Consider the following 13,058-nt stretch of genomic DNA (forward strand, 5'->3'; position numbering starts at 1 on the left):
TACGACGACATGGTACAACGGAACCAGCGCATTGACGCGACATGAACGCAGCAGCAGGAGGTGGCAGACATGTTGATGCGCAGCGACCCGTTCCGCGAGTTCGACCGCCTCGCCCAGCAGATGTTCGGCGTGACCCAGCCGGGCACCTGGTCGCGGCCCGCCGCGATGCCGATCGACGCCTACCGGGTGGGTGACGAGTTCGTCGTCGCGTTCGATCTACCGGGCGTCGCCGAGGACGCTATCGAGGTCAACGTCGAGCGCAACGTGCTGACGGTGCGGGCCGAGCGCCGCCCGCTCAACCTCGGCGACAACGCCGAGGCGCAGGTCAGCGAGCGACCCCTCGGCGTGTTCGCCCGGCAGCTGTTCCTGTCCGACTCGCTGGACGCTGAACACATCAGGGCGGCCTACGACCAGGGCGTGCTCGTGGTCCGCATCCCCGTCGCGGAGAAGGCCAAGCCGCGCAAGATCGCCGTCACCGGCGGCAGGGCGCCGAGGGAAGTCACCGCACAGAGCGACGTCAAGACCATCGAGGCCTGACGCCCGCCGGTCGTCACCTGGTCGGGGAGGTATGCCGATGGCGGCCACGACTCCCACCCACCAGACCCGTGATGACTTCATCGACCTGATCCTCGACGACGCGGAGTTGCTGCGCCGGGAGTTCGACGACCTCGTCGCGGCGGCCTGGTCGACCCCGCCGCCCGCCGCGCCGCCGCCCAGCGGATCGGCACGGCGGCGGCGCGCGGGTGGCGGACAGCCCGCGCGGGCGCGGTGCGTGCCCCACGGTCGATCGGACGCCGTCCGGCCGGTACTCGAGCGGCAGCGGTCGCCTCCGGCGCGCGTACCCGGCGGAGCGTTCGCGAGCTGAGAGGACGGTGAGGTCCAGCGCGGATCATGGTGATAACGCGATGAGGGCGCGGCTGTCACGCCGCGCCCTCATCGGGAGTTCGGGGATAGTTCATATGCCCAGAGGGGCCTCTTCGGCAGCTCCTCCAAGGCCAAGCTCACCGAGCCTGCATGAAGGACCGGATCCAGGTCTGGGGCCTCGCCTGGCTCGCGCAAACCACTGTGGAACATCGCCGCCGTTCGGATCCCGCCGCCGTGCCATGGTTGGTGCTGGCAGTCGGAGGCGTACTGTCCGACGACCGCGAGTCGGAAGCGGTGAGCAGCATCGCGGTTGCTGTCATGGCCGCCACCGCTGCGTACCGAGGCATGGCCGTGTGGCTGTACGCGCTGGTAGAGACTGGTGCGCCCGGCAGGATTCGAACCTGCGACCTGCGGATTAGAAGTCCGATGCTCTATCCACTGAGCTACGAGCGCGCGCCGAGGTCTCGGCGGAAGACTACCGTTCGGTTACCGGAAGGACCTCTCTGGGATGACTAGCCGATCGACAAATCGACCATATGCCGCCCGATCCATTCGGGGGGTTTCGGAGTGGCCGCTCAGCCGCTAGTTTCGCACTCGTGCAGGTGACACGCGCCACTTTATTTCCCCTGCTCGCTCCGGCCGAAACGGAGAGTCGTGCCGACGCGGTAGTGAGGGACGAGTTCTGCGCTGACCTTGCGGTGGTCTACTCGTTCGGGCCGCCGTTCGGCCAGCGTCTCGTGACGCACGAGGACCTGCGCAAGCAGGACCTGAACGTGCGGGCCCTGCGGCGCACCGCGCAGGAGCAGCTCGAACAGCTCGCCGACCGCGCCCAGTTCCACGGCCGGCCCCCGGCGCTGATGCTGTCGTTCGACGGTCTCGAGTCGAGCCTGCTGCTGTCGGAACGTTTCTGGGCCAGGATGGCCGAGATCGTCCCCGGCGAGATCGTGGTGGGCGTGCCCGCCCGCGACGTGGTGATCGTGACCGGCTCCGAGTCGGCGCCCGGGTTGGAGAAGGCGCGCCGTGCCGTTGACCGGGTGCTGTTCGCCGGCGACGAGCACCCCCTGACCCAGCACCTGCTGGTCCGCCGCAACGGCGCGTGGCAGCCGTTCGAGGCCGCCCCGACCATGCCGGCTCCCGCCCCGGCCATCCGCCTCGACCCGCACGGTCCGAACCACCAGCCTCGGCAGTACCAGGACCACCCGTCCTGGCCCGAGCAGCGGATCCCGATCTCCGCCATGCCGGTCAGCCCCGGCGACCGCGCGGCCTCGCCGCGTCGCGCCCCGGCGCCCGTCATGCCGGCCGCCGCGCGCAGCAGCTCGGCGCGCCCGGCCGCCACGAGCGCCGGCGTCGGCCCGTACCCCGCGCAGCGGCCGCCGATGTCGCCCCAGCCCCGGGCCGTCACGCCCCCGGCTTCGCCGCCCGCGACGGCGCTGCCGTCCGCGACGGCGCTGCCGCCGGTGTCCGGACCCCGCCCGGCCGCGTCGCCCCTGCCGGCTTCCGGCCCCCTCACGGCGTCCTCCCTGCCGGCAGCGGGCGGGCCCCGCCCGGCGGCCGGGTCGCCCCTGCCGGAGGCGTCGCGGCCCCGTCCGGCCACCTCGTCGGTCTCGGCGGCGTTCGGGTCGCGCCCGCCTGCCACGCCCGTGCCGCAGCCCGCCGTGCCGCAGCCCGCCTCGTCGTCACCGCCAGTGGTGCCCGTACCCCGGCCGGCCGCGGCGGCGTTGCCCAACCGTCCGGTCTCCGCGCCGGCCGGGCCCGGTCCCGCCCGTTACGGTGCCGGCCGGCCGGCCGCCGACTACCCACACCCCGAGGCGCCCCGCCGCGGCCCGTCCAGCGGTGACCTCGACCGGTCGGCGTCGGAGCTTCCCGCCGGCGGTCGCCGGCGCGCCCCCGAGCCGGCGACCGGCGGCTTTACGGCACTGCCGTACTCGGTGCCGCCGGTCATGTCCGCTCCCCCCGGGATCAACGAGCCGCCGCGCGCGCTCAACAACGAGCTGCCCGACCGCCGCGCGTCCTACCCGGTCAGCGCGACGCCCGCGACGGACCGGCCACCGACGCGCCACCGGGCCGCGCCGCCCCAGGCTCACTCCGCCGAGTACGAGATGGTGAAACCTTCGTACGGCAGTGGCGCCTACCCGGTCAGCGCGCCCAGCGGCGCGGTCCGCCCCGAGCCGGACAGCTTCGGCCGCCACGTCGGCGACTCCGGCTACGACGATTCCGACTACGGCTTCCGGTCGCGCGGCACGCGCGTGCCTGAGCCGCCCGCGTCCCGGCACGCGCAACCTGCGGAGAGGACCGATTCCGACCCGCTGTCCGGGGCGTGGCCGCGGGTGCCCGCGCCGCGGACCTCCGCCGAGGGCGGCCCCATGCGCCGGCGGGTCAGCCAGGAGCGGCCGGCACCGTCGTACCCGGGTTCGTGGGGTCAGACCCCGCCCGAGCCGGTCGTGCCGGGCAGGCCCACCTGGGACTCGCGCACCGGGGCCAGGGCCCGCTTCGCCAGGTAGGCGGTCAACCAGCGGTCCAGTTCGTCGAGTACGCGTTCGCGCACCGGCTGCCGGGACAGCAGCAGGTCGTGCTTGGCGCCCTCGAAGCGCACGAGCGTGACGTGCCGGCCCACGTACGGGCTCCATCGGGCGATGTGTTCGACGTCGAGCACGACGTCCGCGTGGTGCGCCGCCTCGGCGAACGGGCCCCGAAACGACGCGGTCGAGCAGCCGACCAGCACGGGCACGTCGACCGCCAGCCCCGCGTGCAGCCGCCGGTGAGCGTCGCGGATCGCCCGCACCCAACCGGCCCGCACGGGGAAACTTTCCACGGGCTTCCAGGCCAGGTTGTACTCCCACTCGCCGTCGTGCTCGATGTGCAGACTTCGCCCGTACGTCATGGTGACGTTCTGCGGGATGAGCCGGTAGGGGCGCACGGCCCCGACCCGCTCGATGGCCGGGCCGGCCAGGCGGCGGGTGACCCACGGCACGTTGAAGTCGAAGAACGGGCTGTTGAGGAACATGGCCTGGACCAGGCCGGTGCCCCGGACCCGGTGGGCCCACAGCGCGGCGATGAGCCCGCCCGTGGAGTGCCCGTTGAGGACCACGGTGTCGTGGCCGTCCGTCTCGCGGATCAGGTGGACGGCGGCGTCGAGCTCGGGGAAGTACTCCGAGAGGCTGCGCGTGAAGTTCGGCGTCTGGTGGGCGAGCAGGCTGCGCCCGTACTTGCGTAGGTCGAGGGCGTAGAAGTCCCAGCCGCGTTCGATGTAGAAGTCGGCCAGGTGAGTCTGGAAGAAGTAGTCGACATAGCCGTGCAGGTAGAGCACGGCGCGGCCGGTGGGCTGCGGGGCACGGCGGCGCACGAGCGTCGCCACGACGTCGCCCTCGTCGTCGGCGTCCAACTCGATCGGCAGCTGCTCGTACGGCTCGCCAAGGATGTCGGTCGGCACGCCTTCGACGGTACTCCGCGCTGGTCACAGCCGGGTTGCGTCCGGCCGGACCTAGCAGATCCACGCGGTGTGCGCCCGTTGTCCACAGGCGCCCCGCCCGTCCACAGATCTTGGTCGCGTCGCTGACGGGCCGCCCGGTCGGCGGAAGGCTGTGGGCACCGGACGAGGACGTCCAGAGTGGATACGAAGAACGGGGTCAAAAGGATGTTCGACACGAACGTGACGATCGTCGGCAACGTGGTGACGAAGCCCGAGTGGCGGCGCACGGACCGGACGAAGTCACTGGTCGCCCACTTCAAGGTGGCGTCGACCGCACGCCGCTTCGACAAGGACAACAACCGCTGGGCCGACGGGAACAGCCTGCGCGTCCGCGTGACGTGCTGGCGGGGCCTCGCCGACGGGGTGTGCAAGTCCCTGGCGGTGGGCGACCCGATCGTCGTGGTCGGCCGCATGTACACCCGCGACTGGATCAGCGACGACCAGCAGCACCGGGTCAGCTACGAGCTGGAGGCGTACGCCGTGGGCCACGACCTGTCCCGGGGCACCGGCACGTTCACCCGCCGCAAGGCCGCGGCGACCGTGGCGGTGGAGGACGCCGAGGCGGAGGAGCGCATCGGCGGCGAGACGACGCACCCGGTGCCCTCCCTCAACACCACCCGGACCGAGCCGGAGGCCGACCCGTACGACTACCAGGACGACGTGGAGTCGTTCCCGCTGGGGGGACCGGCCGGCACGGACGAGGGCGGGGCGGTCGACGAGGCGACCCGCCTGGAGGCCATGGAGATCCTGCGCGGCGCCGGCCTGGACGCGCAGGCCATCGGCGGCGAGGACGACCAGGAGGAGCCCGCGCAGGAGTCCGAACCGGCCGAGTCGGCCGCGCGGGGCCGTCGCCGGGGCCGGCAGACCGTCGCGGCCTGAGCGTTTCTCCCTCCCCGATAGGTGGGGATGCGTGGCCCTGGTCGGCCACGCATCCCCACCGCACCTGAGGTGGGCAGCGCTAGGCTGCGGACGATGGTCCCCGGGGGCGAGGCGAACGGAGGCGGCGTGCGGCCCAAGGTCATAGTTGTCGGGCTCGGCACCATGGGCGCCGCCGCCGCGTGGCGGCTCGCCTCGCGCGGGGCGTCCGTACTGGGGCTGGACCGGTTCGCGCCGCCGCACGGGCGCGGCGCGCACGCGGGCGGCACGCGCATCATCCGCATGGTCTACATGGAGGGCGCGGACTACGTACCGCTCGTGCGCCGGGCGTACCCCATGTGGCGGGCCATCGAGGCGGCCACCGGTACGTCGCTGCTGACGCCGACCAGCGCGCTGATGCTGGGCCGGCCGGGCGCCGCCGCCGTGGCCGGGTCGGCGGCCGCGGCCCACGAGCACGACCTGGCGCACGAACTGCTCGACGCAGCCGAGGTGCGCCGCCGGTTCCCGGCGTTCACGCCGGCCGCCGACGAGGTGGGCGTGTACGAGCGGGCGGCCGGGATGCTGCGGCCCGAGGCGGCGATCGAGGCCATGCTCGGGCTCGCCCGCGACGCTGGCGCCGACCTGCGTACGGGCGTCGAGGTGACCGGCTGGCGGGCCGGCCCCGACGGGGTCACCGTGCGTACCGGCGAGGGCGAGCACCGCGCGGACCGGCTCGTCCTGGCACCGGGGGCCTGGGCCGGACGGCTCCTCGACGGCCTCGACGTACCCCTGCGCGTGGAGCGCCGGGTGCAGCACTACTGGCGCCCGGCCGGCCCCGACGCGTTCGCGCCGGACCGGTTCCCCGTCTGGATCTGGGACGCCCCGGACGGGTCCACGGGGTACGGCGTCGGGGCGGTCGACGGCGCCGTGAAGGCGGCCATGCACAGCGGCGCCGGCCTCGTCGACCCCGACCTGGGCGCCGACCCGGCCACGGCGGTCGAGGTGGCCGCCATGCGCGACTGGCTCGCGCCGCGGGTACCCGGCCTCGCGGCAGCCGGGTGGGCCGGCGCGGTCGAGTGCCTCTACACGCTCACGCCCGACACCCACTTCGTGCTCGGCCACCATCCCGGGCACACCAACGTGGCCGTGGCCTGCGGGTTCTCCGGGCACGGATTCAAGTTCGCGCCCGTGGTCGGCGACGTGCTCGCCGACCTGACCCTGACCGGCGGCACGGACGCGCCCGTCGCGCTGTTCGACCCGCGACGCTTCGGCCGGGCGGGCGTGACGCCGGTGGGCGCCGACCGATGAGCGGCCGGCGGGCGGCGGGCCCGATCGCGGACGCGGTGGGCGTACTGGCCGGGTTTCTGCTCGATCGGGCCGTGGGCGACTCGCGGCGCTGGCACCCCGTGGCCGGGTTCGGCCGCGCGGCGGGGGCGCTGGAACGGCGGGTGTACGCGGACAGCCGCGCGGCCGGGGCCCGGTTCGCGGCCGTGGCCGTCGGGGCGCCCGTCGCGGTGGCGGCGGTGGCCGCGTACGCGACCCGGCGACGGCCCGTGGCCCGGGCGGCGCTCGTCGCGGCGACCACGTGGGCCGTGCTCGGCGGGGAGTCGCTGCGCCGGGAGGCCGGCGTCATGGCCGGTGCCCTCGAACGCGACGACCTGCCGGCGGCGCGCCGGCGCCTGCCGCACCTGTGCGGGCGTGACCCCGCCGGCCTGGACGCCGCCGGGCTCGCCCGCGCCACTGTCGAATCCGTCGCGGAGAACACCTCCGACGCCGTGGTCGCCCCGCTCGTGTGGGGCGCGCTGGCCGGCCTGCCCGGGCTGGTCGGCTACCGGGCGGTCAACACCCTTGACGCGATGGTGGGACACCGGGGCCCCCGGTACGGGCGCTTCGGGACCGCCTCGGCGCGCGCCGATGACGCGGCGAACCTGCTGCCGTCCCGGCTCACGGCCGCGCTCACGGTCGTCGCCGCGCCCGGCGTGGCCGGCTCGCCGGCCGCCGCCGCCCGCGTCTGGCGCCGCGACGGGCACCGCCACCCCAGCCCCAACTCCGGCCACTGCGAGGCGGCCGCAGCCGGTGCGCTCGGCGTGCGGCTCGGCGGGCGCAACGTGTACGACGGCCGGGTGGAGGAGCGGCCCACGCTCGGCGACGGGCCGCCGCCCGGGGTGGCCGACATCCGCCGGGCGGCGCGCCTGTCCGGCCTGGTCGGCGCCGGCGCGGCGGCCGTCGCCGTGGCGGCGCTGCTGGCCCGGGGGTGGCGGCGGTGAGCGGGCTCCTGGTCGCCGGCACCACCTCCGACGCAGGCAAGAGCGTGGTCACCGCCGGCATCTGCCGGTGGCTGCGCCGGCGCGGCGTTCGGGTGGCGCCGTTCAAGGCGCAGAACATGTCGAACAACTCCGCGATCGCGATCTCGCCGGACGGGCGGGGCGGCGAGATCGGCCGCGCGCAGGCGCTGCAGGCCGCCGCGTGCGGGCTCGCGCCGGACGTCCGGTTCAACCCCGTGCTGCTCAAGCCGGGCTCCGACCAGTCGAGCCAGGTCATCGTGCTCGGCGAGGCCGTCGGGAACATCGACGCGGCGAACTTCCACGACCTCAAGCCGCGGCTCGCCGGTACGGCGTTCGACACCCTCGCGGCGCTGCGTCGCGAGGTCGACGTGGTCATCTGCGAGGGCGCCGGGAGCCCGACCGAGATCAACCTGCGCGAGGGCGACTTCGTCAACATGGGCCTCGCCCGTGCCGCGAACCTGCCCGTCATCGTCGTCGGCGACATCGACCGGGGTGGGGTCTTCGCGGCCCTGTTCGGCACGCTCGCCCTGCTCGACGCCGAGGACCAGCGGCACATCGCCGGGTTCCTCATCAACAAGTTCCGGGGCGACGCCGGCCTGCTCGACCCGGCGCTGAAGAAGCTCTACGCCCTCACCCGCCGGCCCGTGCTCGGGGTGCTGCCCTGGCAGGTCGACCTCTGGCTCGACGCCGAGGACGCCCTCGCGTACGGGCAGGTGCTCGGCCGGCCCGATCCGCCCGTCGGCGCGCAGTGGCTGCGCGTCGCCGTCGTCCGGCTGCCCCGCATCTCCAACGCCACCGACGCGGAGGCGCTGGCCACCGAACCGGGCGTGCGGGTGCGGCTCACCGTCGAGCCCGCCGAGATCGACGACGCCGACCTCGTCATCCTGCCCGGCAGCAAGTCCACCGTGGACGATCTGGCGTGGCTGCGCGAAACCGGCCTGGCCGAGGCGGTGCAGCGCCACGCCAACCGGGGCAAGCCCGTGCTCGGCATCTGCGGCGGCTTCCAGATGCTCGCCGAGCGCATCCACGACCAGGTGGAGAGCCGTGCCGGCACGGTCGCCGGCCTGGGCCTGCTCCCCGTCGAGATCACGTTCCGGCCGGAGAAGGTGGTCGGGCACTCGGGGGGCACCGCGTTCGGATCCCTGCCCGTCAGCGGCTACGAGATCCACCACGGGTACGTGTCGGCGGCGCGCGCCACCCGCCAGCCCTTCCTCTACTACCCGGACGGCACCGTCGAGGGCGCCGTGCTCGGGCACGTGTTCGGCACCCACCTGCACGGCACGTTCGAGTCCGACGACTTCCGTCGCGCCTTCCTCACCCGCGTGGCCGGGCTCGCCGGCCGGCACGGCTTCACGGTCGCCACGAACAACCGGTTCGGCGCCGCCCGCGAGCGCACCCTCGACCTGCTCGCCGACCTCATCGAGGAGCATGTCGACACGACCGAGCTGTGGCGGATCATCGTCGAGGGCGTGCCGGGCAGCCAGCCGGCCGTCGGCCCCGCCGCGCTGCCCACCCGTACGCCCTGGGTGAGCCGGTGACGGACCTCGTCAAGCGGGTCCTTGAGGGGCCTGCCCGGCTCGGCGCGGTGCGCCTCGTGGTCATCGACGGCCCCAGCGGGGCGGGCAAGACGGTGCTCGCCGGGCAGCTCGTCGCCGCGCTGCGGGCGGCCGGTGCCCAGGTCGCGCTGGTGAGCACGGACGACCTGCTGGACGGCTGGCTCGACACGGTCACGTTCTGGCCGCGCCTCGAATCGGCGGTGCTGGCGCCGCTGCGGGCCGGGCGGCCGGGCGGGTACCGGCCCTACGACTGGGCGGCCGGGGCGTTCGGGGCGCGCTTCGTGCCCGTACCCGTGCCTGATGTCCTGGTCGTCGAAGGGGTGAGCGCGGCGCGGGCGGTGAGTCGCGCGCAGGCCACGCTGTCCGTGTTCGTCACCGCGCCGCCCGACGTCTGCCTCGCGCGCGCCCTCGCCCGCGACGGGGCGGGCATCCGGGACGAGCTGCTCGCGTGGCGGGAACGGGAGGCGGCCTTCTTCGCCGCCGACGGCACCCGGGCCGGGGTCGATGTGGTGCTCGACGGTTCCGGCGAGCGCCTACGATCTGCAGGCATGACGACCGAAGCAGAGCTGCGGGCCGCCGTCGCGGCGAACATGCCCGGCGTACGCGCCGACCTTGAGGCCCTTGTCCGTATCCCCGGCATCGCCTTCGACGGGTTCGACTTCGCGCCGCTCGCCCGCTCCGCCGAGGCGGTCGCCGAACTCCTGCGCGGGGCCGGGCTGCCCGAGGTGACCATCGAGCGGATCGGCGACGGCCACCCGGCCGTCATCGGGCGCCGGCCCGCCCCGCCCGGGGCGCCGACCGTGATGCTCTACGCCCACCACGACGTGCAACCCGTCGGCGACCGCGCCGCGTGGCAGTCCGAGCCGTTCGAACCCGTCGAGCGCGACGGTCGCCTCTACGGGCGCGGGGCGGCCGACGACAAGGCCGGCATCATGGCCCACGTCGCCGCGCTGCGCGCCTTCGGCAACGACCTGCCCGTCGGCGTGGTCGTGTTCGTCGAGGGCGAGGAGGAGTTCGGCTCGGCGTCGCTGGAGGAACTGCTGCGCCGCCACCACGAACGGCTCGCCGCCGACGTGATCGTCATCGCCGACTCCGGCAACTGGGCCGTCGGACAGCCCGCCCTCACGACCTCGCTGCGCGGCATCGTCAACGCCTTCATCGACGTCCGTACGCTCGACCACGCCGTGCACAGCGGCATGTTCGGCGGCGCCGTGCCCGACGCGCTCACCACGCTGGTGCGGCTGCTCGCCACGCTGCACGACGACAACGGCGACGTGGTCGTCGACGGCCTCGTCAGCCGGCCCGCCGCGCCGCTGGACTACCCCGAGGAGCGCTTCCGTGAGGAGGCCGGCCTGCTCGACGGCGTCCAGCTCATGGGCACCGGGCGGATCGTGGAGCGCATCTGGACCCGGCCCGCCATCGCCGTCCTCGGCATCGACGCGCCGCCCACCGCCGAGGCGCCCAACGCCCTCGTACCGTCGGCCCGGGCGAAGGTCTCCGTCCGGCTCGCGCCCGGCGACGACCCGGCCAACGCGTTCCGCAACCTGCGCGCCCACCTGGAGAAGCACGCACCGTTCGGCGCCCGCGTCTCCCTCACCCTCGAACACGACGGCGCGCCCAGCGTCATCGACGCGACCGGCCCGGCGTTCGACGCGGCCCGGGCGGCGTTCACGGCGGCCTGGGACGGTACAGCGCCCGTGGACATCGGGGTGGGCGGCTCGATCCCGTTCATCGCGACGTTCCAGGAGATGTTCCCGCACGCGGCGATCCTGGTCACCGGCGTGGAGGACCCGGACTCGCGGGCCCACGGGCCGAACGAGAGCCTGCACCTGGGCGAGTTCGCGCGCGTCTGCCTCGCGGAGACCCTGCTGCTGGCGAAGGTCGCGGAACTCGTGAAGCCCGCGGGCTGACACCGCGGCGCGCGGGTCGCGACACGAGGTGCGGAAAGGGGCGCGCAGCGCTTGCGGGGCAGGAAGGGCGCGGTAGACTATCGAACATGAGTACGAACCGGGTCCCTGAACTGCCCACCGACACCCTGGCGGCGCTCGTGCTGAGCACCTGTCCGCGGGCTGCCCGGCCGCCCGTCCCGGTCGATCCGATGGAGCAGTTGTGCGCCTCGGTGGCCGCGCTGGCGGAGGTCGACGTGGCCGCCATGCCCGACGCGGTCCTGAGCGACGACATCGACCGGTTGTCGCTGATCCTGATCCAGCTCGATGGGTTCCTCAGCAGCGTGGCCGAGAACGTCCGCGCCCGGGGCTTCCACATCGATGAGGAGTCGAGTGTTCCCCAGCGGCGGGCTGGGGCGCACTCGATGCCCGACCGCGCCGCCGCCTGACGTCCCCGGGCGGCGAGCGGCCGGCTGGCCGCCATCGCATAAACGGCCGTGCGATGGCGGGCCCGTGTCCGGTCCGGCGCGGCGGGCGCCGGACCGGACAGGCCGAGCAGCCAAGGCGGCGGCGAATGTCGGGGGTGCCCGGCAGGATGGAGGCGTGTTGTTCGCCTCCGTCGCCGCCACCTCGGCTGCCGTGACCGCCAGTTCGGGTCGCCGCGCCAAGGTCGGCCTGCTCGCGTCCACCCTGCGCGAGCTGGCCGACGGCGGCGACCCGGACGAGATCGCCGCCGGGGCGGCCTACCTGGCGGGCGAGTTGCGACAGCGCCAGATCGGCGTGGGGTGGGCCAGCCTGCGTGAGCTGCCGGAGCCCGCCGAGGCGGCCACGCTGACCGTGCGGGGCGTCGACGCCCGGCTCGCCGAGATCGCCGCCTGCGCCGGCCCGGGTTCCCAACTGCGCCGCCGGGCGCTCGTCACGACCCTCTTCGGCGAGGCGACCGCGGGCGAGCAGCAGGTGCTGGCCGGCCTCATCATGGGCGAGCTGCGACAGGGTGCCCAGGCGGGCCTGCTCACGGACGCCATCGCGGCCGCCGCCGCGGTCGATCCCGGGGCGGTGCGCCGGGCGCTGCTGCTCTCCGGAGACTTCAAGACCGTGGCGATCGCCGCGCTCACCGGCGGCGCCGCCGCGCTCGACGCGTTCCGGCTCACGGTGGGCCGGCCGCTCGCCCCCATGCTCGCGCAGTCGGCCCCCACGGTGGACGAGGCGCTGACGGCCACCGGATCGCCGGCCAGCGTGGACGCCAAGCTCGACGGGATCCGCATCCAGGTGCACCGCGACGGCGACGACATCGCCGTGTTCAGCCGCAGCCTCGACGACCTCACCGCCCGCATGCCCGAGGTCGTGTCGGCCGCCGCCGCGTTGCCGCTGCGCAGCGTCGTGCTCGACGGGGAGGCCCTCGCGGTCGACGCCGCCGGGCGGCCCCGACCCTTCCAGGAGACCTCCGGCCGGGCGGCCCGCCAGGCGACCGGGTCGCTGACGGCGTACTTCTTCGACGTGCTGCACCTCGACGGCACGGACCTCGTCGACGAGCCCGGCACCGCACGGTGGGCGGCCCTCGACGCCGCCGTGCCGGCCGAGCGGCGCGTCCAACGGGTCCTCGCCGCCACCCCCGACGAGGCGCGGGCCGCGTACGACGCGGCGCTCGCCGCCGGCCAGGAAGGCGTCGTGATCAAGGCGGCGGACGCGCCGTACGACGTGGGGCGCCGGGGCAACGCCTGGATCAAGGTCAAGCCCCGGCACACGCTCGACCTGGTCGTCCTCGCGGCCGAATGGGGCCACGGCCGCCGCCAGGGCCGGCTGTCGAACCTGCACCTGGGCGCGCGCGACCCGGCCGGCGGGTTCGTCATGCTCGGCAAGACGTTCAAGGGCCTCACGGACGCACTGCTCGCCTGGCAGACCGAGCAACTGCTCGCCCGGGCCGTCGACCGGGGCGACTGGGTCGTCACGGTCCGTCCCGAGCTGGTCGTCGAGGTCGCCTTCGACGGGGTGCAGGCCAGCACCCGCTACCCGGGCGGGGTCACCCTGCGCTTCGCCCGGGTGCTGCGCTACCGCGACGACAAGCCGGCCGCCGAGGCCGACACGATAGACGCGGTCCGCGCCCTGCACCGGCCCTGATCAAGCCCGCCCGGCTCGATCACAC

The 13,058-nt window shown here is 74.7% G+C and carries 11 protein-coding genes and 1 tRNA gene; 10 read left to right on the forward strand and 2 right to left on the reverse strand.

The annotated features are described in order from the left end of the window. Nucleotides 1-69: 69 nt before the first annotated feature. Nucleotides 70-537 carry an Hsp20/alpha crystallin family protein gene (locus ABD191_RS22580; protein WP_344085565.1) on the forward strand — a complete coding sequence of 156 codons (468 nt, stop codon included), beginning with the start codon at nucleotides 70-72 and terminating at the stop codon, nucleotides 535-537. A 37-nt stretch (nucleotides 538-574) separates the two neighbouring features. Then, nucleotides 575-865, forward strand: coding sequence for a hypothetical protein (locus tag ABD191_RS22585; RefSeq protein WP_344085568.1), 291 nt, complete (start codon nucleotides 575-577; stop codon nucleotides 863-865). A 376-nt stretch (nucleotides 866-1,241) separates the two neighbouring features. On the opposite strand, the gene ABD191_RS22590 is transcribed toward ABD191_RS22585, so the two are convergent. Then, a tRNA-Arg gene (locus ABD191_RS22590) sits at nucleotides 1,242-1,317 on the reverse strand. A gap of 143 nt (nucleotides 1,318-1,460) precedes the next feature. Between ABD191_RS22590 and ABD191_RS22595 the strand changes: the two genes are divergently transcribed. Then, on the forward strand, nucleotides 1,461-3,365 hold the full coding sequence (locus tag ABD191_RS22595) for a DUF1444 family protein (protein WP_344085571.1): 1,905 nt from the start codon (nucleotides 1,461-1,463) through the stop codon (nucleotides 3,363-3,365). Here ABD191_RS22595 and ABD191_RS22600 read toward each other — a convergent pair. Beyond that, the gene (locus ABD191_RS22600; RefSeq protein WP_344085574.1) at nucleotides 3,284-4,294 is read right to left on the reverse strand and encodes an alpha/beta hydrolase; all 1,011 of its coding nucleotides are present in this window, start codon (nucleotides 4,292-4,294) and stop codon (nucleotides 3,284-3,286) included. The genes ABD191_RS22595 and ABD191_RS22600 overlap by 82 nt on opposite strands. A gap of 177 nt (nucleotides 4,295-4,471) precedes the next feature. Between ABD191_RS22600 and ABD191_RS22605 the strand changes: the two genes are divergently transcribed. The 7 genes from ABD191_RS22605 to ABD191_RS22635 all read left to right on the forward strand — a co-directional run bounded on the left by ABD191_RS22605 (nucleotide 4,472) and on the right by ABD191_RS22635 (nucleotide 13,033). Beyond that, on the forward strand, nucleotides 4,472-5,212 hold the full coding sequence (locus ABD191_RS22605; protein WP_425560813.1) for a single-stranded DNA-binding protein: 741 nt from the start codon (nucleotides 4,472-4,474) through the stop codon (nucleotides 5,210-5,212). A gap of 126 nt (nucleotides 5,213-5,338) precedes the next feature. Beyond that, the gene (gene solA, locus ABD191_RS22610; RefSeq protein WP_344085577.1) at nucleotides 5,339-6,496 is read left to right on the forward strand and encodes an N-methyl-L-tryptophan oxidase; all 1,158 of its coding nucleotides are present in this window, start codon (nucleotides 5,339-5,341) and stop codon (nucleotides 6,494-6,496) included. Continuing rightward, nucleotides 6,493-7,455 (forward strand): cobalamin biosynthesis protein, encoded by a 963-nt coding sequence (locus tag ABD191_RS22615; RefSeq protein ID WP_344085580.1) that lies wholly within the window; start codon nucleotides 6,493-6,495, stop codon nucleotides 7,453-7,455. The genes solA and ABD191_RS22615 overlap by 4 nt, the downstream gene beginning before the upstream one ends. Next, the gene (locus ABD191_RS22620; protein ID WP_344085583.1) at nucleotides 7,443-9,011 is read left to right on the forward strand and encodes a cobyric acid synthase; all 1,569 of its coding nucleotides are present in this window, start codon (nucleotides 7,443-7,445) and stop codon (nucleotides 9,009-9,011) included. Before ABD191_RS22615 ends, ABD191_RS22620 begins: the two co-directional genes overlap by 13 nt. A gap of 566 nt (nucleotides 9,012-9,577) precedes the next feature. Then, on the forward strand, nucleotides 9,578-10,939 hold the full coding sequence (locus tag ABD191_RS22625; protein WP_344085726.1) for a dipeptidase: 1,362 nt from the start codon (nucleotides 9,578-9,580) through the stop codon (nucleotides 10,937-10,939). A gap of 86 nt (nucleotides 10,940-11,025) precedes the next feature. Further along, nucleotides 11,026-11,364: a hypothetical protein gene (locus ABD191_RS22630; protein WP_344085586.1), complete on the forward strand. Its 339-nt coding sequence runs from the start codon at nucleotides 11,026-11,028 to the stop codon at nucleotides 11,362-11,364. Nucleotides 11,365-11,518: 154 nt separating this feature from the next. Next, the gene (locus tag ABD191_RS22635; protein WP_344085589.1) at nucleotides 11,519-13,033 is read left to right on the forward strand and encodes an ATP-dependent DNA ligase; all 1,515 of its coding nucleotides are present in this window, start codon (nucleotides 11,519-11,521) and stop codon (nucleotides 13,031-13,033) included. The last annotated feature ends 25 nt before the right edge of the window (nucleotides 13,034-13,058 follow it).

The organism is Luedemannella helvata (genome assembly GCF_039528415.1).
Taxonomy (GTDB): domain Bacteria; phylum Actinomycetota; class Actinomycetes; order Mycobacteriales; family Micromonosporaceae; genus Luedemannella; species Luedemannella helvata.

Coding starts and splice junctions, on each gene's coding strand:
- ABD191_RS22580 (WP_344085565.1), top strand. CDS start 70: ATGTTGATGCGCAGCGACCCGTTCCGCGAGTTCGACCGCCTCGCCCAG.
- ABD191_RS22585 (WP_344085568.1), top strand. CDS start 575: ATGGCGGCCACGACTCCCACCCACCAGACCCGTGATGACTTCATCGAC.
- ABD191_RS22615 (WP_344085580.1), top strand. CDS start 6,493: ATGAGCGGCCGGCGGGCGGCGGGCCCGATCGCGGACGCGGTGGGCGTA.
- ABD191_RS22625 (WP_344085726.1), top strand. CDS start 9,578: ATGACGACCGAAGCAGAGCTGCGGGCCGCCGTCGCGGCGAACATGCCC.
- ABD191_RS22630 (WP_344085586.1), top strand. CDS start 11,026: ATGAGTACGAACCGGGTCCCTGAACTGCCCACCGACACCCTGGCGGCG.